Consider the following 20,067-nt stretch of genomic DNA (forward strand, 5'->3'; position numbering starts at 1 on the left):
CTCATCAAACAAATGTACTAATCTTTTTTACTTATGACCCCGAGGCAGAGCCTCGAGGAATTCTTTTGATTAAATTTGTATTACAATTAATATATCCACCAGAACCAATTGATACAATAGCCTTTTCTCCAATATCAAATCTACAACCCCTACCTATAGAATATCTATCTTTAATGATTAATTTGCCTTTTATATTCAAGTAAGTCTCATCTGTTTTGAGCATAAATCCAACATAATCTATACCAACTTTAATAACTTCTCTTGCCTCAATATTTTTGATACCTTTAATGGTAACACTCTGATGTAAAAGGAATAATTTATTTTTAAAAAGTTTGATTAATATAAATCGAATTAAAACAATTAAAAAATTACTTTATGACTTTTTTAATTGGTAATATAGATTGGTTAATTTGCTCATAGTTCTATTTTTTACTCGAAATAATTCAGGGTAAATACCCGCCATATTTTAAATGCTAGTCTTTTTGCATCAATTTCAAATCACTTTGCATGATGTCTTTCGGCAAGTCTGCCAATACTAAAACTGTGGTGTACAAGGAAATGAACATCGTAATGGCCATCCGGGCATATAAAACACGGGTGTTTTTGGCTACACGATGGGCCGCTTGCATAAGAGGATAATTAAGGGTTAGTTAGGGTTTACCTGCGGCTTTGAACCGTCCTTATCTACTTCTTTTCAAGATTTCCAGATCACTGGCCACCATTTCTTTTACCAATCCGGCAAGGTCATATTGAGGTTCCCAACCCAGTTTTTTCGATTTACTTGGATCGCCAATCAACAAATCTACTTCGGTAGGTCGGTAATATTGCGGGTCAACTCGTACTATAACTTTACCTATTTCTAACTGATAATCAGAATGATTGCAAGCTTTTATAGTGGCAATTTCATTTTCATTTTTTCCTTCGAATGCCAATTCTATTCCTACTTCAGCAAAAGAAAGGCGCACAAAATCACGAATGTAGGTAGTGACTCCCGTTGCAATGACATAGTCTTCGGCAACATCTTGTTGCAAGATTCTCCACATGGCTTCTACATAATCTTTGGCGTGTCCCCAGTCTCTTTGTGAGTTCAAGTTTCCTAAATACAAACAATCTTGTTTTCCTAAAGCAATAGCTGCGGTGGCCATAGTAATTTTTCGAGTAACAAAGGTTTCACCTCTTCTTGGCGATTCGTGGTTGAACAAGATTCCGTTGCACGCATAAATATTGTATGCTTCACGGTAGTTTTTAGTAATCCAAAAACCATATATTTTGGCAACACCATAAGGCGAACGCGGATAAAATGGAGAATACTCATCATAGAATCCTGCTGCATTTTTGTTTTCTGCCAACCCTCCATACAATTCTGAAGTAGAAGCTTGATAGATTCTAGTTTTCTTTTCAAGACCAAGAATTCGTACAGCCTCTAATATTCTTAAGGTACCTATTCCGTCCACATTGGCTACATATTCAGGAGAATCAAAAGAAACTTTTACGTGAGACATCGCGCCCAGGTTATAAATTTCATCTGGTTGTACTTCTTGAATAATTCTTATAATATTAGTAGAATCGGTCAAATCGCCGTAATGCAATTTAAAACCAACCTGCTTTTCATGCTGATCTTGGTAGATATGATCGATACGTTGAGTATTAAAAGAAGAGGCACGCCTTTTTACACCATGAACAAGATACCCTTTTTCGAGTAATAATTCGGCTAAATAAGAACCATCTTGACCTGTTATTCCAGTAACAAGGGCTACTTTTTGTTTTGTGCTCATATGTTTTTAATATTTGTATTTCTAATTCGATTAAATGTTTTATAACCGATTAACCCATTATCTACATTTTCACTTCTTTAATCTCTTTCACATTCTCCAAAAACCAATCGTATGTTTTCTGGATTCCCTCTTCCAAATTCACTTGGTGTTTCCATCCCAATGCTTGCATCTTAGAGACATCCATTAATTTTCGTGGAGTACCATCGGGTTTGGTGTCATCCCATATAATGTCGCCTTGGTGACCTACAATTTTTTGTATGATTTGGGCTAATTCCTTGATGGTTAAATCTATGCCCGTACCCACATTGTATAAATAATCTGGAAGTTCGTTTTCTAAGGCAAAAACAACAGCAGCAGCCATATCATCTACAAAAAGGAATTCGCGCATAGGTGTGCCGCTTCCCCAAAGTACTACTACTGCATTATTATTGAGTTTGGCTTCGTGAAACTTGCGTATCATGGCCGGCAATACATGAGAACTGGTCAAATCGAAATTATCATGGGTACCATATAGATTCGTGGGCATCAAACTCACGAAATCTTTTTCAAACTGGTTTCTAATGGCTTGACATGCTTTTACTCCAGAAATCTTTGCTAAAGCATACCATTCGTTTGTGGGTTCCAAACTATCCGTTAGCAAATACTCTTCCTTTAAAGGTTGTTGTGCTAATTTGGGGTAAATACAAGAACTACCCAAAAAAATAAATTTATCAACTCCTAATTGATGTGCCGCATCAATAAGATTGTTTTGAATTTGCATATTTTCCATCAAAAACTGGTATGGAAAATTATTATTAGCCAAAATACCGCCTACTTTAGCTGCAGCATCAATAATAACATCGGGTTTTGTTTTTCGGATAAAATCACGAACTAATTTTTGCTTTCTTAAATCGAGTTCTTTACTAGAAACTCCTATAAGATTGCTATATCCTTTTGATGTTAGTATTCTCCAGATGGCAGAGCCTACCATTCCGTTGTGACCTGCTATGTAAATTGTTGAATTTTTTAGTATCATTTTTTTTATATAATAGTAAATGCTCTACGTTCAAATTAAAAACTAAAAACGATTAATTAGACGTAAAAATTTATTACTGTTACAATTCTTCTTTATTAATAATAGAATGGGAAACCATAAGCTTTTTGAAATTAAACAATCGTGATGTACCAAACCCCCTATACCCTTTAAGAATATCGTAATCAATCAATTTCAATAAAGTAACATCTAGAGCTAAAAGATCTTTCCTATCGAGCTCAGTATTAAACTCTTTCAAAAAATAACTCTGAAGTACTCTAAAAGTAGAATCCCCTATATTGTCATTAATATTAATTTTTTTACTCTTAGCATTTATTTGTTTTTTTAAACTTTCATCAAATTGCAATTGATAAGACATAATAATAGTTAACGCTTTTTCAAATTCTAAGTCAGTAATCATTATAAAATAGTTTTAGAATTAACATTAACTTGTACTAAGCCCTTTGATAATCATCTTCTATACGAACTATATCATCTTCGCCAAAATAGGAGCCGTATTGCACTTCGATAAAAACCAAAGGTTCATCAAAAGGATTTTCGATACGGTGCTTTACCTCTTGTGGTATAATTGCTGTATCCCCAACTTTATATTCCTTAACAATACCATCTAAAGTAATAGTTCCTGTACCCGAAACAATTGTCCAAGCTTCAGAACGGTGATGATGGTATTGATAGGACAAACGCCCCTTTGCTTCGACCAATATTCGTTTTACTTTGTGCATTGTGGCAACATCTAATACCCAATATGGTCCCCACGGTCTTATATCATGTTCCATTATGAGAGATTTTATTTTAAATTAATGGTGAATCTATAAGTTCTAATTTTTGATAGACTTGTTTTACGTCTTGCGAACTTTCTTTTTGAAGTACTAATAACGCATCTTGTGTATGCACCAACAAACAGTTTTCAACTCCAACAAAGGAAGTAAATGTATTAGTTCCTATAACTATATTACCACCAGCATCTACCGGATGACCAGTTTGAACCAAATAATCATAAACCGATTCAAAAGAACCTAAATCAGACCACTCAAAATGAGAAGGCACGACTTTTATATTTTTGCTACGTTCCATTACTGCGTAATCAACACTTATAGATGGTATTTGAAGCGATAAATCATAATCAAGTTGTCCCGAAACACTAGATTCCCATGCAATCTTAGATTTATTATACACCTCTATTTCTTGCTTTTTAAGTTCGGCCAAATACAATCCTGCTTTAAAACAAAACATACCACTATTCCAATAGTAATTCCCTTTTTCTAAAAAAAGATTAGCTTTTTCAAAATTCGGTTTTTCATGAAAGGCTAATACGTTTTCCCCTTCAAATTCAATATAACCATAACCTGTTTCTGGTTTTGTTGGTTTGATGCCAAAAGTGACCAAAAAATTTTTATTAGCCAACTCAATTGCCCGATGTAATGTTTGTTTATAAGGCAGTTCGCCTTCTATTATATGATCTGATGGAGTAACTATTAATATATCATCAGGGTGAGATTGAAAAGCTGCAAAGGCAATTGCCGCTGCAGTATTTCTTGGTGTTGATTCAACTATATATGAATGAGAAATGTCGAATTTTTCCATCACCTCACGACTAAGGTGATAATTATCTATATTACCAACAATTAATACTTTATCGGCTATCGTTTTATTTCTTTCGACCGTCATTTCAAATAAAGACTTACCATCAAACAACTCTAAATATTGTTTTGGTTGGGTTTTGCGAGAAAGCGGCCATAATCTACTACCAACTCCACCAGTTAAAACAACATGGGTTATGTTACTATCTAAAATCATTTTTTTTCTTTTAAAAGTTCTATTTGATAAACTTCTCTTCGTAAACCACTACTCGAAAAACGGTGATCACGGGAATTAAAATACAACTCGATTCCTTTTTCTTCACAATAGGTTCTACCCGTAAAATCTCTGTCTTTGTATTCATCGCCTACAAAACGCATATCAATTTGAAAAGATTTAAGAATATCTTCCAAATCTTGTTCGGTAGCATAAGGAACAATTTCATCCACAAATTTGCATCCTTTTAACTGTATGTATCGCTCAACAACAGTTTGTGTTGGTTTATTTTTTTCTGGACGATCAAGTGTTGGATCCGTTTGCAATCCTACAATTAGATAATCACAATTCGCTTTGGCTTCTTCTAGCATTTTAATATGACCTGCATGTAGCAAATCAAAAGCACTGAATGTTATTGCAGTTTTCATCTTGGTGAAATTTTAATTTAGTGAGATTGATTATTATTCGACGATTTGAATAATTTCAAAAAAATATAAATTTAAATAAATAGTGGTTTTTATTCTCAATTGAGCAGGGGTTCCCCGTAAATAGTTACATAGTATCTATCCAAAAAAAAAAAAATATCTTTATTATAGAACAAAAATTTAATATTCAGACTGTTGTAATTTAATTAAATAGCTTTTAAACAAAACCATAAGATCAATATTTTCTCTACAACATAAACCAATAATGCTCTACAATTACTGTTATTTACATATGCAAAATTATAAGTCAAGCTTAAAAAAAACTAATCATTTAGTGGTTAAAAAGTCTTTTTAAGGAATAAAAGTTACTGAAATGACAATTATATAGTCTCTGGAGGAATTAAATTTACATTTTGATTTTCGAAGTTCTAAGTCATATATGACCTATAAATATAGTACAATATTTACAAATTATAAACCTCTAAAATCTAATTCTAAATATACATTTATAAAATAAAAAAAATAACAGAAAAAATAAATAAATTATGAATTCAAAAACTACTAATATTTGTTGCATAGGTGCAGGATATGTAGGAGGTCCTACAATGAGCGTTATAGCACAAAAGTGTCCCAATATTAAAGTAACAGTAGTCGATTTAAATGAAGAGCGAATCGCAGCTTGGAATGACGATGATGCAACAAAAATCCCAATTTATGAACCTGGCTTAAGTGCTATAGTAAGTGAAGCAAGAGGAAAAAATTTATTTTTCTCCACCGATGTAGAAAAAGCAATCGATGAAGCACAAATCATATTTATATCAGTAAACACTCCTACTAAAAACTATGGGAAAGGCAAAGGTATGGCAGCTGATTTAAAATATATAGAATTATGTGCAAGACAAATAGCTAAAATAGCTAAAGACAATAAAATTGTAGTTGAAAAATCAACACTTCCTGTTAGAACTGCCGAAGCCATAAAAAGCATTCTTGAAAATACAGGTAATGGTGTTCAGTTTGAAATTTTATCAAATCCTGAATTTCTTGCCGAAGGTACTGCAGTTTCTGATTTACTTAACCCAGATCGAATATTAATAGGCGGTGAAACAACTAAAGAAGGTCAATTAGCAATTCAAACTTTAGTCGACATCTATGCTAATTGGGTTCCTATTGATAAAATACTAACTACAAATGTATGGTCTTCGGAATTGTCAAAATTAACAGCCAACGCATTTTTAGCACAAAGGATATCCTCTATAAATGCCTTATCAGAACTTTGCGAAAAAACAGGAGCCAATATTAACGAAGTGGCTAAAGCTATAGGAATGGATTCTAGAATTGGTCCAAAATTCCTGAAATCGTCTGTAGGATTTGGCGGTTCTTGCTTTCAAAAAGATATTCTAAATTTAGTGTATATCGCAAAATCCTATGGTCTGAATGAAGTAGCTGATTATTGGGAACAAGTAATTATAATGAATGACCACCAGAAAAAAAGATTCTCAAATAAAATTGTTCAAACGCTGTACAATACCGTTGCTAGTAAAAAAATAACGTTTTTAGGTTGGGCTTTCAAAAAAGACACTAACGATAGCCGAGAATCAGCAGCGATATATGTAGCCGATGATTTAATTAATGAGCAAGCACAAATCGCCATTTATGACCCTAAAGTAAGTAGAAAAAAGATTTTATCCGATTTGGATTATTTAGAATCCAGAACTTATAAAGAAAACTCAAAAAATGTAGCTTCATTCGACAATCCTTATGATACCTGCGCTGGAGCACATGCAATAGCAATTCTAACAGAATGGGACGAATTTGTAACTTATGATTGGGCAAGAATTTATGATTCAATGCAAAAACCCGCTTTTATTTTTGACGGTCGAAATTTATTAAATAAGTCCGAACTAGAAAAAATAGGTTTTGTATATCACGAAATTGGAACTTAAAAATAAGTGTCACTTCTAAATATAAAAATAATGAATTGGTATGTAGTATATACAAAACCGAAATGGGAAAAAAGAGTTTCAGATCAATTACTAAAATTTGGAGTGAACTGCTTTTGTCCCCTTGTAAATAAGGTTCAACAATATTCCGACAGAAAAAAAAAGGTAGTTGTCCCTCTTTTTAATAACTACGTTTTTGTTCAATTAGCAGAGAAAGATAGAAATTTAGTCTTTGGGTCTCCAGGTGTAATTCGCTATTTATTTTGGTTAGGAAAACATGCAATTGTAAAAGACAATGAAATTAACACGATAAAAGATTGGATAGCGAAAGGAGATAAATTAGACATATCTGTTTCACAACACAAAGTTGGAGATACCATAAAATTAAATTCCAGCCCATTTTTAGATCAAAATGCAATTATTAAAGAAATAACCAACAAACATTATATTTTAGTGCTAGAATCACTAGGATGTATATTAAAAATAGAACATCTAGCATAAGTATTTTCTTTTATAATAGAGGAATCTAATTAGAGTGCAGAAACAATCCTAAAAAAAATATTCATTAAGAACGTGGGTTCCACTTTTTTATCAAAGTGGAGCCTCTTCTTTATAAAGTAGTATGAATTAAAATTAACTTTATTTTTTAATTGAATTTCCTGTAAAACAAATTGATGAATATCATAACAACAACATCACTTATTGGGTCTATTAAAACTGTTAGGAGGAATTATTACATCCGTCTGTAAAAGTTTTTTGAGGGGTAGACTAAACAAAAAAAAGGTTCGAGGATTTTTAATACTATTTCTGTTCTATTTACTCTTTCATTTAGAAAATCAAATCGAGAACAATAAAAATTTGTTAAAATCGATTTTCGATACACGTCACTTGGAGTGCGAAGCGTATCGAGAAGTTTTGTTCCGTTTTACTGTACAAAAAATACTCGAATTGTCGTTTTCAATAATTATACCCCCATTATCTCTATTAGATATAAAGCATAGGGATATTTATTATTAATTTTGTAGTAAAATCATCTAAGTAATAAAAACGAAATAATGTCGTATTTTAAAATGGTATAAAAGTAAACAATGACTTGATTTTTAATCGGTTTTATTAACATTGAGCCTTTTGACTTTACGACTTTCAAACTTTCGACTTACTTAAAGCTAGTTTTTTAATCCTATTTTTTTTAAAAATAATCCTTCAAGTGAAAAATTACTTTTAATCTTAAACTTCAAAAAGCAGTTTTAGCCCATAATTAGTCAATTATAAACGAATAGGAGTTTATAAGATTAAAAGAAACACATTTTGATGGATTTTTGTCTCATTAAGTTCTAGAGACTTATTTCGAATTAATGTCTCTATCAAATAAATCAGTTTAACACCCTACACAAGAAATGGACGCCCTACTTCATTACGATGTAAATTGAAGATCACTCATTTTGACTCCTATAATTTTAACTAATCGATCCAGTTTTGATAATTTTAGATTTACCAAACCGCTCTCAATTTTATCATATTCATTTTTAGAGATTTCTAATTGTATGGCTACATATTCTGCACTCAGATCTTTTTGTTCTCGAATTTCTTTAATGTTAGTATACGGCATAATTGGGTATATTAATAGGTTCTAGCAAAAATATAATAATAAAAAAAACTAAAAATAACTTTAAAAAAAAAAGGAGGTTTTAATCACAGATAGCTATCTTTTAATTAAAAATTACATATTTGAAAACTATTGATTAAAAAATACAAATTTCTAACTATAAACAGCAATTTACAATACCATAAGTATTAAGAAAAAAATGTGACAATATGATATGGAGACTATTATAGAAAGGAAATGCAAAAATGCAGAACTAAAAATCAATTAAAAACGAATTATATTAATTTTGATTAAAATAGCGATGGGAAATACCAAAACAACTATGATACAAAATTAAAATCAAATCAGCGTAGCGAATTTGTAATCCATTGTTTTAAATAAATTTTAAATTATCAGTATTTATTTTCTATTAAACTCTTTATTCATAAAGTAAAAATTAAATTAAATTAAATTTGTTCAGTTGGGCATTTTATTTTACCTCTTTAAAGTCAATAAAAACAGTGTTATATGAATAAATTATTTTTTTTACCGATTTTTATTAATTCCTTTTTGATACTCTCTGGAATTATTGGTTTGTTTACTTGTGTTTTGTTTTTAATAATTAAAAAATCAAATTTAGTTTTGAATATTTATTTTATTGTGCCTTTATTTTTTTTCTCTTCGAAACAAATAATAGTTGGATTTCTTTTAATTAATACTAATTCTAGCTTTAATAAATTAAATGATACAGCTAACGCTAGTATTTTATTATTACCAATACTATATACCTATTTAAAAAAACTTACTAACTTAGATTATAGTTTTTCATGGAAAGAAACAACAAAAAACATCTTTTTACCGATCTCTATTATAATTTTTATTGAATTACTTTTATTTATTATTCCAATAAAATCTGCTTCTATAAAAGAATATTTAATACAACTCAATCATCTTCTATTTGCAAGTTACTATGCCTATCTAAGTTTCAGATTACTTTCAAAAACCCTTTGGAAACCAGAAAAGAATCGATTATCAATAAAATACGAGCTCATACTCATTCAATGGTCAAAGTTTATCTATTCAATTGTTTTAATTGGCCCACTAAAATTCATTTATATAATATTTATTTTAGGAAATTCTAATTCAGGACTATATATTTATTATTTTCAAATTATAGCTAGTTTATGCTGTATTTTAATTTGTTTAAAAATAATTTCATCCCCAGAACTTTTATTTGGTATGAAAATACTAGAAAAAAAGATAAACGATCTTAAATACCCTGAAATAATTCTTGACTCCATTTGGAATAAAACCCCCAATAGAATTCCCAATAGTGTACAAGATAAAAAATTAGAAAAAACAATAAAAAACAGTTTTTTTATTTACGTCAAAGAAATAGAACACTTAGTATTTGAAGAAGATTTTTTCTTAAAATCAAATTTAAATATTGATGATTTAGCATATAAGTTATGCATCCCTAAAAACAGACTGAACTATTTTTTTAAATACCATTGTACAATTTCCTTCACCGATTTCAAAAATACAATACGTATAATTGAAGCAAAGAAATTAATTGACAATGGTTTTTTAATAAAGAATACGTTGAGCAGCTTAAGTAAAAGGGTTGGTTTTTCTTCTTACGACCCTTTTTATAGGAGTTTTAAGGGATATACAGGTGAAAATCCATTAAATTATATGGCTAATGGAATAGCTTCAAGAGATTTGCCTATTATTCAAAAGAATAAATTTAACCACAAAATTCCAAATTAACATAGAACACCTAAGGATTAAGTATAAAATTTATAGAATAGTCGTAAAGGAGTTATAAAACAAATATAGGCAAGTTTTTGCACCTTCTAATTTTATAGTAAAATAATGATGGAATCTTCGAGTAAAACCACCCATAAAAACTTTTATGATTTATACACTCTTTTTTTTTAAATCTCTTTGCGTTTAATTCACGAAGTTTTGTTTCGATTTTTTTTCCACAGATTACTAATTCTATTGATTTGTGTTGTGTTACTCACTAAAAAATATTTAAAAAAAATGTATGTCTTTGGCTGTTATTTTGTTACTACTTCAAGAGCTTTGCCACGAGTTAGTTTATTCGATTTTTAATAATTTTTTTACCGAATTTCTAATCCTAAAATAGGAGCTATAAGCATAAAAAAGGAATAATTACAACTTTTTATTACTCCAAAAGACCCAACGCTACTTTAATATTACATTAATTAATTGTAATAATATTTCAGTTAAAGTATTGATAAAAACCTTTTGGGGAAAGGCATATGTATGTTTGTTTTAATACTAAAAATTAAAAATTGCAACATTTTTATTAATACACATTAAATAATCATTTCAATTCATATTGATGTTCAATTTAATGAGTTTTTAAAAATCAATTACTGGCGACATTTTAGACAGTAATTGATTTATAATTAAAATAGGTGTTTCATTTTTTAGGGTATAATAAAAACTAGTATGAAAATTTTAAAATATATAATTACCGAAAACAAAACACCTGTAATATTCAGTAAAAGTATTACTCACAATGAAGTTTTATCTACTGGTATATCAGCTGGATTTTTAATTTTAAAATTAGATTTAAATTGTAAAAAGTTTTTAGTTACATGCTATGGGGAAAGTAGTTCTCTAAAAATCAAAAAAGCGGATGATGATGAATTCATAATTGAAAAATTTTTGAATAATGAATTTTGTACACTTGAAGTTTAAATATCGATTATCTTAAGCGGTAAACTTTTCATAAAAAAATACAAATAATGATTAATGATTATAAAAATGATTTTGGAGAACTTAATAAGGAAGGACTTACTTTAATTATAAACCAAAGAAAACAAACAATAAATATAATTAATTTAGTAAGAATCACTTTTGTCAAAAAACAAATGTACCATATCAACTTTATTGCCTTTTTACTAGCTGTTTTTTTAATACTATTTGTAAAAAATAATACTTTATCCAATTTTATTCAATTAATGATTATAACTTCTTCCATTATTCTTATAATAATAACTTTCTATTTTAAAGAATTCGAATATAGTTTCATTTTAATAAAAAAGAATTTTTTCATAAATATTAAAGTCAAGAAAAAACTAAAAAAGGATGCTCAAGAATTAGCCATGCATATCGTCCTGCTGCTTCAAGATGCTTGCGGATTTGATAGCAGAGTAGTTTTGGTTGAACGGATTTATGATAATAGCACGTAATTCCACTAAATCCGCAAGTATATTGAAACAGCTGTTATGCGTTCGGATTTTTAACTTTTAAAATATAATATTATGATAAATATAAACGAATTAAGAATAGGAAATTTAGTTGATTTAGGAAAAATAGAACAATTGGATAACAGCATTGATGAAGTGTATTATTCTGGCGATGGTTTTTATCAAAGCACTTATTGTTGTAATATAAATCCAATACAGTTGACTGATAAATGGCTTTTGAAATCTAATTTTGAGTTTGAGTTAGGTGGATGTTGGCAAAACTGGACAAGAATTAATTTAAAAAAAATTGGCGATTGTTACTTAGTGTGTTTTGACGGTTCTGTCCTTATAGGAATAAATTATGTACATCAATTTCAAAACATATATTTCGCTTTAGTAGGTTCTGAATTACCACTACTACAAGCTGACGCATAACAATACTATTATAGCTCATTGAATCACAATTAATATAATATCCATGTGTCCAAAACTTAAAATTTATATTATTGAAAAATATTGAAAATTTTAATTGTATAAAACAATAATAAAATTTAACCTATTATAAAAAAATTAATAAAAGAAGTTTTTAATATAGTGAGCCAATTAAAAATCTATACTACCAATAATTAAATTTCAAAAATTGAGGCACCAAGATTGAATTGAATTTATATCGGCTAATGTCTTTTATATTATGCCCGAGGCTTTTTTTAATAAAGGCGATAATATATATGTTAAATTAAGTACAGATTTAAATCTTATCGTTATTCCACGGTATGAAAAAAATATTCTAAACCAAAAGCTAAAATTAGAAGTAGGAATAAACTAATTGAATACACTTAAAAAAAATAAATAGTGAAAAATATCTTATTAATTTAACTATTTAAAAAAATTAGAAACATTAAATTTAAAGATATAGTCTACATCTACTTCTAACACTTTTGCAATAAGAATCAATTTAGAAATAGTTAAATCTACCTCACCTCTTTCAATTTTCCCATAACCACTTGTACTCATTGCAAGTGAATCAGCTACATATTCTCTAGTTAAGTTTTTCAATTCTCTGATTGTTTTTATATTTTTGTAAAAAATTGGGTTCATTTATATTTGATTATCGAATTATATATCATCGTAACAATAAATGCATAAAATAATAATGCGAAATTACAACCATTTGCAATAAAGAAATTCAAATCAAGTTATAATTATTCCTTAATAAGGAATAATTAATACTTTTAATTTCACTATTGAATTTATTTTTTAGAACACTCTCATAGTTTAGGTTTAAATCAGTCTACTTTTTGCTGACGATTTACAGTTTTATCGCAAAACCTAATAACTTGTATCGTCCAATGTCACTTTTCCGTTAAAAGTTCGGTACAAAAAGAAAAAATAGGCTCCCAATAAAGGGGCACCAATCGCCACAATGGTCAGCATAATTCCCAATGATTTTTGGGAGGAAGCCGCATTGTAAATCGTCACGCTATATTTGGGATCGATGGTCGAAATTAAAAGCGTTGGATACAATTGCAAAGCCACTAGAATCAGTAAAAACGCCATTGTCAAAGAGGAAAACACCAAGGCCTTCATATATTGTTTTTTAGAAACCAAACGAGGCACATTGGCCACAGCCAAAAAAGACAATACTGGAACCACAAAATAAAGCGGATTTTCCCTGAAATTTGCCGTTACCTCAGGAATAAAAACTAAAGTATAAAGTGTCGTAATTCCGAAACTGATGATGAAAAACACCATTCCGTTCTTTAACAAAAAAGTCAATCGGGCGTGCAATCTTCCTTCGGTTTTTAATAAGAGAAAAATGGCTCCTTGAGTCATAAAAATAGAAAGCGTGGTAAACCCAACCATAATGGCATAAGGATTCAGGAATGAAAAAAAGATGCCTCCTTTATAACTAAAATTAGGTCCCAAAGCGAAACCTTGCAAAATATTTCCTAAAACAACACCCAACAAAAAGGCAATCATAATGCAGGAAACACTGTAAATAATATCCCAAGATAGTCTCCACCAAGGCATTTCTTCGGCACTTCTGAATTTGATAGCGGCTGCTCTCAGTACATTGAACATCAAAAATAACATAAACGGAATGTACATTGCCGATAACATTGTGGCATACATCACCGGAAAACCAGCAAATAATGCACCTCCACCAATCACTAACCAAACCTGATTGGCATCCCAAATGGGGCCAATGGCATTGATGGCGATTCTGCGGCTTAAGTCTTTCCTGAAAAACAAATGCCAAGCTCCTGCACCAAAATCAAAACCTTCTAAAATAGCGTAACCCGAAAACAATGAACCAATAACTAAATACCATAGCGTTGGATAATCTATTCCTAAAAAAGTTTCCATATGCCTTGATTAAATGTTTATTATAATTTTTGATGGCTCTTTTTCTTTTTCTTCATCGTAAGGTCCGTGTTTTATTTTTTTGTTCACCGAATACAAAAACAAAACCAATAACAACGAATATACAACGGTAAACAAGACCAATGAAAACATAATTTGATTGGATGATACTTCCTGAGAAAAAGCTTTGCTAGTTCGCAATAAACCATAAACTACCCAAGGTTGCCTTCCCATTTCGGCCGAAAACCAGCCTACTTGGTTGGCGATTTGAGGTAAAATCACCGAGAAGGAAAAAATCCACATCAGCCATTTGGTTTCGAATAATTTTCCACGCCACCATAGAAAACTGGCGTAAAGTGTGAGTCCGATTAATGCCATTCCAATAGCAATCATAATGTGATAAAACTGAAAAACGGCATTGATTTGGCTCGGCCTATCTTCGACTGGAAAGTCATTCAATCCTTTTATGGGAGCTTTAAAATCTTGGTGTACCAAAAACGACAAACCACCTGGAATACCTATACCTGTAACCGTTTGTTTTTCTTTATCGACCCAACCTAAGAGGTACAAATCGGCTGGAGAATTTTTCTTGAAATGTCCTTCCATTGCGGCCAATTTCGCCGGTTGATTTACTGCAACTCCATCTGCAGAACTGTGCCCTGAAAGCAATTGTGTGAGTGAAAAAATGGTAGCCACGACCAAAGTAATTTTGAATGCTTTTTTAGATATTTCTACATAACGTCCTTTTCGAATGTAATAAGCATGAACACTCAAAACCAAGAAGGTTCCCGCCAAAATTGCACCCTGCCAAGTGTGAATGATTCTATCTACGCTGGAAGGATTGAAGACCATTTCCCAAAAATCGGTTACTTCGGCACGAGCACTCAATCCGGTTCCCACAATGTGATAACCTGCTGGAGTTTGCTGCCAAGAATTGGCCACTACAATCCAAACGGCGGAGAACATCGAACCCAAAAACACACCCAAAGTGGAAACAAAATGCACCCAAGGTTTTACCCGATTCCATCCAAAAAGTAATATTCCTAGAAAAGTACTTTCCATGCCAAAAGCAAAAAGCCCCTCTGCTGCTAAAGCACTTCCAAAAATATCTCCCACATAGCGGGAATAGACCGCCCAATTGGTCCCAAATTCAAACTCCATAATAATTCCGGTAGCCACGCCAATTCCAAAAGTCAAGGCGAAGATTTTAATCCAAAAGCGGGTTAGAATTTCATACTCTTTATTTCCTGTTTTGAGGTAAAGGCCTTCAAAAATAACCATTATCAATCCAATTCCTATGCTTAACGGCGGATAGATATAATGGAAGGCAATCGTGAAAGCAAACTGAATTCGAGCTAATATTTCAACGTCCATAATAATAAATTTTACATCAAATTTAGTTAACAATAATCAGAATGAAATTGTAACACTTGTTAAATAAGTACTAATTAAAAAACAAAAAAAAGCTACACCAACTCTCGGAAATACTCCAACAATATTTTGTCGTTTTCCAATGTTGGAGTAAAAACTTCCAGAATACTAGGCTTTTCATTTTGAGCATACAAAGCCTCCAAACTCGATGCTAAACTAGCTTCGTTACTGGCAATACTGTATTCAAAACCATACATTTTGGCCAACTGTTCAGCGGTCAGACAATGCGAAGTTTCGAAAAATTTATTAAAAACAGGCGTTTCCTCGTGTCCGGGCAAAATCCTAAAAATCCCTCCACCTCCATTGTTGATGAGGATAATCTTGAAATTTTTGGGTGTGTATTCGTTCCACAAAGCGTTGCTGTCGTACAAGAAACCAATGTCTCCAGCAATCAAAACCGTTGGTTTATCATTGGCAACAGCCGAGCCAATTGCTGTAGAAGTACTGCCGTCGATGCCACTGGTACCGCGATTGCAAAACACTTGAATCGTAGGATTAATATCAAACAATTGTGCGTATCGAATGGCCGAACTGTTGCTCAGATGCAACATAGAATTTTCGGGCAAGGATGGAATTATTTTCTCGAAAGCCTTAAAATCCGAAAAAGGAATCTTGGCTAAATATTCCTGATGTTTCTTTTCTCGCAAAGCCGAAATTTTATCGAAAGTCGAAAAATAATTGCTCCTAATCGGAATGGTAAAAGGCAAAAATTGTTTAAAAAATGGATTGGGATTGATCTTGAAATGTTGGGTCAAAACACCGTAAGTATCATAGGCTCTCAAAGTATCAATATGCCAATGATGCCTTGGTTTGTATTGTCGCAAAAAGGCTTTTATTCTTTTGGAAACCACCATTCCGCCGAAAGTAACCAGAATATCCGGTTGAAAATTCTTGAATTCTTTTTTTGTAAAAGGCGTAATTATAGTGTCGATATTGTTTAAAAAAGTAGGATGATAGAGGTTAGAAGTGGTTTCTGTCATTACCACAACCGACTCGTCTTTGGCAAAAAAATCAATGATATCGCTATCAATTTCATTGGGTCTGTTTTCGCCAACAAGAATTAATTTCTTTTTGGATTTGTTCCAAATATTGGTAAATTCAATTATTTCGTCAATCGATATTTTATGATTCTTTTTATTGAAAGCCGAAATCGTCACATCGACATCCAATTTAGAAACCGTTTGGTACAATGGTTCTTCAAAAGGCGCATTGATGTGAACTGGACCTTTTTTGTAAAAAGCCTTATGAATTGCTTTATTAATTTTCAAATCATTTTCAACCGACACTTCTTCGGTTAAATTGGCGTTGTACAACGAATGATTTTTGAATACATTTTCCTGACGAATGGTTTGGCCGTCGCCAATGTCGATCTTGCTTTGAGGTCTATCGGCAGAAATCACAATCAGCGGAATTTGACTGTAAAAAGCTTCGGCAAAAGCGGGATAATAATTCAACAATGCCGAACCCGAAGTACAAACCACCACAACTGGTTTCTGGATTTGTTGGGCGATTCCAAGTGCAAAAAAAGCGGCGCAACGCTCGTCGGCAATGCTGTAGCAGTTGAATTCGGGATTGCTTACAAAACCTATGGTTAGAGGAGCGTTTCTTGAACCGGGAGAAATTACTATGTTTTTGATTCCTTTGGCAAGGCAAATCTGGATGATACTTTGCGCAAGAGGTATTTTGGGATAAACCATTATTGAAAGTTAGAAGTTAGAAGTTAGAAGTTAGAAGTTAGAAGTTAGAAGTTGGTACCTTTACCTAAAAACCTGAAAAGCAAAGTTACAAACTTGCTAATCGAATTCCCCTAAATAGCACAACTTTTTCATACTTTTGGAGAGAAATAATTTTAGGAATGGAAATCAAGATAAGAGACTACCAAACGGAAGATATACAAGCTATTTTAGACATAATCAACCACAACATTTTGTATTCGACTGCTTTGTATGATTACAACATTAGAAGTTATGAGCAGCAGAAAAACATTTTGGAAGAAAAAATAAGCAAAAATTTTCCCGTGATTGTTGCGGAATTTAACGGAATTGTTGTGGGTTTTGGAATGTACAGCGAGTTTCGATTTCGGGAAGCGTACAAATTTACGGTCGAACATTCGGTTTATGTTAATGAAAATTTTCACGGTAATGGTATTGGCAAACTGTTGCTTGAAGAACTCATTACTTTAGCCCGAAAACAAAAACTCCATACTATGATAGCCGTTATCGATGCCGAAAATCAAAGCAGCGTGGAATTTCACGAGAAATTTGGTTTCAAAACCGTGGGAATCATCAAGGAATCGGGGTATAAATTTGACCGTTGGTTGGATTCTGTTTTTATGCAATTGATTTTGGAGTAAAACGCTTAATTCTAATATTTATAGCATTTCTTTACTACTGATTTTGTTGGTTTTGTTGTCATTCCGACGAAGGAGGAATCTCATAAGTTGCTCACTCTATTTGATTCCTCCTTCGTCGGAATGACAAAAGCTGTAAATAATATAATTGAGTTAAGTAACGGAAATCGTAAGCCTAAAACAGTATATTTGCCCCTTTATCAATATCATGAACTTCACCCTTCTTTCTTCTCCCTTACAAGGATTTACCGATTTTCGATTTCGAAATGCCCAAAGCAAGTTGTTTGGAGGAATCGATACTTTTTATTCTCCTTACATTCGGTTGAACGGAAAGTTGGAAATTAAAGCTTCCTACGAACGAGATTTACTACCCGAAAACAATGTTGGTTTAGAGGTCATTCCACAAGTGATAACGAACGATGCCGATGAATTTTTATTTGTTGCCAAATATGTTCGGGAATTGGGTTATAAAGAATTGAACTGGAATTTAGGTTGTCCGTATCCAATGGTTACGAAATCTGGAATGGGTTCGGGACTGATTAAAAACACAGAACAAATCAATCATATTCTGGACAGAGCGCATACTGAATCGGATATTATTGTTTCGATGAAAATGCGTTTGGGTTATGATACAACCGAAGAAATCCTGGATGTTTTGCCTATATTGGATAATTATCCTCTTAAAAACATTGCCATTCACGCCCGAATTGGCAAACAACTCTACAAAGGCGGAGTCAATCTGGATGCTTTCCAATTATGTGTTGACAACAGCAAACACAAACTGTATTACAATGGCGATATCACTTCGGTGAAAAAATTCCACGAGATGCAGGAACGCTTCCCGTCAATAGACCACTGGATGATTGGTCGAGGATTGATTTCTGATCCTTTTTTACCTAATATGATACGAAATAATAATTCTGAGTATCCCAAGAACAAAATGGAATTATTCAGTGCTTTTCACGATACTTTATATGCTATTTATAGCGAATCCTTATCGGGACAAACCCATATTTTATTGAAGATGTACCATTTATGGGAATACTTTTCGGCGACTTTTTCGAATCCGCATAAAGTGCTGAAACTAATCAAAAAAGCACAGAGCATTCGGAATTATGAAGCGGCTGTGGCGAGCATTTTTAAGAATGAGAAAATTTAGATTGCAGGTTGCAGTTAGCAGAAGTCATTAAGTTAAAGGGTTTTGTCGATGATTTTGTCATTCTGACGAAGGAGGAATCTCAACAAACGTGAGCAACAAACACGAGATTCTTCCTTCGTCAGAATGACAAATAAAGCTTAACGTAATTACTTTGGGCAGTTAGCAGTAGCCAGAAAAAAAAAGATTTCCGACGACAGATTTTGGAATTGTAAATCTGTCGTCGGAAATCTGCTATCTGAAATCTGCCTTCTGCCTTCTGTAATACTATCCCTTAATCCAATTCAAAACTTCTGGATCGTTAGGTAATGTACGTGAAGAAATCACTTTTTCCAATTCTCCTTTTTCGTTCAGAAGGTATTTTTGGAAATTCCATTGTACTTCACTGTCTTGTAATCCGTTTTTAGATTTGTTGGTCAAAAATTGATAAACGGAACACATATCATCTCCTTTTACCGAAACTTTGTCCATCATTGGGAAAGTTACACCATAATTGAGTTGGCAAAAAGTGGCAATTTCTTCGTTGGTTCCCGGTTCTTGTGAGGCAAAATTATTGGCTGGAAAGCCTACAATTACCAATCCTTTCGACGCATATTCTTTGTACAAAGCTTCTAAATCTTTGTATTGTGGCGTTAATCCACATTTAGATGCGGTGTTTACAATCATTATTTTTTTTCCTTTCAAAGAAGCAAAATCGAATGTTTTTCCCGTTAAATCTTCCACTTTAAATTGGTAAATGGTTTGTTTTTCCATAGTTGCAACCGTTTTAGTGGGTTTGTTTTGGCCTTGACAATTCCAAATAAGCAGTAAACCAAGGGCATAAATGAATAAGTTCTTCATTGGATTAAAATTTTTATAAAATTAGTTAAAATGATTTTTTAAACACTAAAACGATTCCTAAAGTTTTTATAATAATGAATTACCCCGAGGCAGAGCCTCGAGGTATCGTGTTACTCGAAAGTTAACCGTAGCTGGTTTTTGTTAAACGAT

Annotated in this window: 22 protein-coding genes; 9 read left to right on the plus strand and 13 right to left on the minus strand. The window is 31.9% G+C overall.

Annotation, left to right across the window (positions count from 1 at the left end):
• Nucleotides 1-203: hypothetical protein (locus tag FNW17_RS16445; protein ID WP_218043875.1), on the plus strand; the 203-nt coding region annotated here is incomplete at its 5' end.
• Nucleotides 204-473: 270 nt separating this feature from the next.
• Here the strand turns inward: FNW17_RS16445 and FNW17_RS16405 are convergent.
• The 7 genes from FNW17_RS16405 to FNW17_RS15515 all read right to left on the minus strand — a co-directional run bounded on the left by FNW17_RS16405 (nucleotide 474) and on the right by FNW17_RS15515 (nucleotide 5,030).
• The gene (locus tag FNW17_RS16405) at nucleotides 474-629 is read right to left on the minus strand and encodes a hypothetical protein (protein ID WP_185965313.1); all 156 of its coding nucleotides are present in this window, start codon (nucleotides 627-629) and stop codon (nucleotides 474-476) included.
• Nucleotides 630-680: 51 nt separating this feature from the next.
• Nucleotides 681-1,775 carry a GDP-mannose 4,6-dehydratase gene (gmd, locus tag FNW17_RS15490; RefSeq protein WP_144072126.1) on the minus strand — a complete coding sequence of 365 codons (1,095 nt, stop codon included), beginning with the start codon at nucleotides 1,773-1,775 and terminating at the stop codon, nucleotides 681-683.
• A 61-nt stretch (nucleotides 1,776-1,836) separates the two neighbouring features.
• Nucleotides 1,837-2,790, minus strand: a complete 954-nt coding sequence (locus FNW17_RS15495) for a GDP-L-fucose synthase family protein (RefSeq protein WP_144072127.1) — start codon at nucleotides 2,788-2,790, stop codon at nucleotides 1,837-1,839.
• Nucleotides 2,791-2,869: 79 nt separating this feature from the next.
• Nucleotides 2,870-3,208, minus strand: coding sequence for a hypothetical protein (locus FNW17_RS15500; protein ID WP_144072128.1), 339 nt, complete (start codon nucleotides 3,206-3,208; stop codon nucleotides 2,870-2,872).
• A 34-nt stretch (nucleotides 3,209-3,242) separates the two neighbouring features.
• Nucleotides 3,243-3,584, minus strand: a complete 342-nt coding sequence (locus FNW17_RS16690) for a phosphomannose isomerase type II C-terminal cupin domain (RefSeq protein WP_144072129.1) — start codon at nucleotides 3,582-3,584, stop codon at nucleotides 3,243-3,245.
• Between the two features lie 16 nt (nucleotides 3,585-3,600).
• Nucleotides 3,601-4,605 (minus strand): mannose-1-phosphate guanylyltransferase, encoded by a 1,005-nt coding sequence (locus FNW17_RS15510; RefSeq protein WP_144072130.1) that lies wholly within the window; start codon nucleotides 4,603-4,605, stop codon nucleotides 3,601-3,603.
• Nucleotides 4,602-5,030, minus strand: a complete 429-nt coding sequence (locus FNW17_RS15515; protein WP_144072131.1) for an adenylyltransferase/cytidyltransferase family protein — start codon at nucleotides 5,028-5,030, stop codon at nucleotides 4,602-4,604. The genes FNW17_RS15510 and FNW17_RS15515 overlap by 4 nt, the downstream gene beginning before the upstream one ends.
• A gap of 542 nt (nucleotides 5,031-5,572) precedes the next feature.
• Here FNW17_RS15515 and FNW17_RS15520 point away from each other — a divergent pair.
• On the plus strand, nucleotides 5,573-6,970 hold the full coding sequence (locus tag FNW17_RS15520; RefSeq protein WP_144072132.1) for a nucleotide sugar dehydrogenase: 1,398 nt from the start codon (nucleotides 5,573-5,575) through the stop codon (nucleotides 6,968-6,970).
• A gap of 30 nt (nucleotides 6,971-7,000) precedes the next feature.
• Nucleotides 7,001-7,468: a transcription termination/antitermination protein NusG gene (gene nusG / locus FNW17_RS15525; protein ID WP_144072133.1), complete on the plus strand. Its 468-nt coding sequence runs from the start codon at nucleotides 7,001-7,003 to the stop codon at nucleotides 7,466-7,468.
• A 913-nt stretch (nucleotides 7,469-8,381) separates the two neighbouring features.
• Here the strand turns inward: nusG and FNW17_RS15530 are convergent.
• Nucleotides 8,382-8,576, minus strand: a complete 195-nt coding sequence (locus tag FNW17_RS15530; RefSeq protein WP_144072134.1) for a helix-turn-helix domain-containing protein — start codon at nucleotides 8,574-8,576, stop codon at nucleotides 8,382-8,384.
• 504 nt (nucleotides 8,577-9,080) lie between these two features.
• Between FNW17_RS15530 and FNW17_RS15535 the strand changes: the two genes are divergently transcribed.
• The 4 genes from FNW17_RS15535 (at nucleotide 9,081) to FNW17_RS15550 (ending at nucleotide 12,211) form a co-directional block, all read left to right on the plus strand.
• Nucleotides 9,081-10,322 (plus strand): helix-turn-helix domain-containing protein, encoded by a 1,242-nt coding sequence (locus FNW17_RS15535; protein WP_144072135.1) that lies wholly within the window; start codon nucleotides 9,081-9,083, stop codon nucleotides 10,320-10,322.
• Between the two features lie 711 nt (nucleotides 10,323-11,033).
• Nucleotides 11,034-11,285, plus strand: a complete 252-nt coding sequence (locus tag FNW17_RS15540) for a hypothetical protein (RefSeq protein ID WP_144072136.1) — start codon at nucleotides 11,034-11,036, stop codon at nucleotides 11,283-11,285.
• Between the two features lie 47 nt (nucleotides 11,286-11,332).
• Nucleotides 11,333-11,779 (plus strand): hypothetical protein, encoded by a 447-nt coding sequence (locus FNW17_RS15545; protein ID WP_144072137.1) that lies wholly within the window; start codon nucleotides 11,333-11,335, stop codon nucleotides 11,777-11,779.
• Between the two features lie 72 nt (nucleotides 11,780-11,851).
• Complete coding sequence (locus FNW17_RS15550; RefSeq protein ID WP_144072138.1) at nucleotides 11,852-12,211, plus strand: hypothetical protein; 360 nt, start codon at nucleotides 11,852-11,854, stop codon at nucleotides 12,209-12,211.
• A 441-nt stretch (nucleotides 12,212-12,652) separates the two neighbouring features.
• Here the strand turns inward: FNW17_RS15550 and FNW17_RS15555 are convergent, their stop codons facing one another.
• The 4 genes from FNW17_RS15555 to menD all read right to left on the minus strand — a co-directional run bounded on the left by FNW17_RS15555 (nucleotide 12,653) and on the right by menD (nucleotide 17,268).
• On the minus strand, nucleotides 12,653-12,874 hold the full coding sequence (locus tag FNW17_RS15555) for a helix-turn-helix domain-containing protein (RefSeq protein ID WP_144072139.1): 222 nt from the start codon (nucleotides 12,872-12,874) through the stop codon (nucleotides 12,653-12,655).
• A gap of 231 nt (nucleotides 12,875-13,105) precedes the next feature.
• Complete coding sequence (gene cydB / locus FNW17_RS15560) at nucleotides 13,106-14,143, minus strand: cytochrome d ubiquinol oxidase subunit II (RefSeq protein WP_143390168.1); 1,038 nt, start codon at nucleotides 14,141-14,143, stop codon at nucleotides 13,106-13,108.
• 9 nt (nucleotides 14,144-14,152) lie between these two features.
• Nucleotides 14,153-15,514, minus strand: a complete 1,362-nt coding sequence (locus tag FNW17_RS15565) for a cytochrome ubiquinol oxidase subunit I (protein WP_143390169.1) — start codon at nucleotides 15,512-15,514, stop codon at nucleotides 14,153-14,155.
• A gap of 92 nt (nucleotides 15,515-15,606) precedes the next feature.
• A complete protein-coding gene (gene menD / locus FNW17_RS15570) occupies nucleotides 15,607-17,268 on the minus strand; it encodes a 2-succinyl-5-enolpyruvyl-6-hydroxy-3-cyclohexene-1-carboxylic-acid synthase (RefSeq protein WP_144072140.1) in 1,662 nt (553 codons plus the stop codon).
• Nucleotides 17,269-17,426: 158 nt separating this feature from the next.
• Here menD and FNW17_RS15575 point away from each other — a divergent pair, with 158 nt between their 5' ends.
• Nucleotides 17,427-17,924 carry a GNAT family N-acetyltransferase gene (locus FNW17_RS15575; protein WP_143390171.1) on the plus strand — a complete coding sequence of 166 codons (498 nt, stop codon included), beginning with the start codon at nucleotides 17,427-17,429 and terminating at the stop codon, nucleotides 17,922-17,924.
• A gap of 205 nt (nucleotides 17,925-18,129) precedes the next feature.
• Nucleotides 18,130-19,080, plus strand: coding sequence for a tRNA dihydrouridine synthase (locus FNW17_RS15580; protein WP_144072141.1), 951 nt, complete (start codon nucleotides 18,130-18,132; stop codon nucleotides 19,078-19,080).
• A gap of 264 nt (nucleotides 19,081-19,344) precedes the next feature.
• On the opposite strand, the gene FNW17_RS15585 is transcribed toward FNW17_RS15580, so the two are convergent.
• Nucleotides 19,345-19,917 carry a glutathione peroxidase gene (locus FNW17_RS15585; protein ID WP_144072142.1) on the minus strand — a complete coding sequence of 191 codons (573 nt, stop codon included), beginning with the start codon at nucleotides 19,915-19,917 and terminating at the stop codon, nucleotides 19,345-19,347.
• Between the last annotated feature and the right edge of the window lie 150 nt (nucleotides 19,918-20,067).

The sequence above is a fragment of the Flavobacterium franklandianum genome, from assembly GCF_007097365.1.
GTDB classification, from domain to species: domain Bacteria; phylum Bacteroidota; class Bacteroidia; order Flavobacteriales; family Flavobacteriaceae; genus Flavobacterium; species Flavobacterium franklandianum.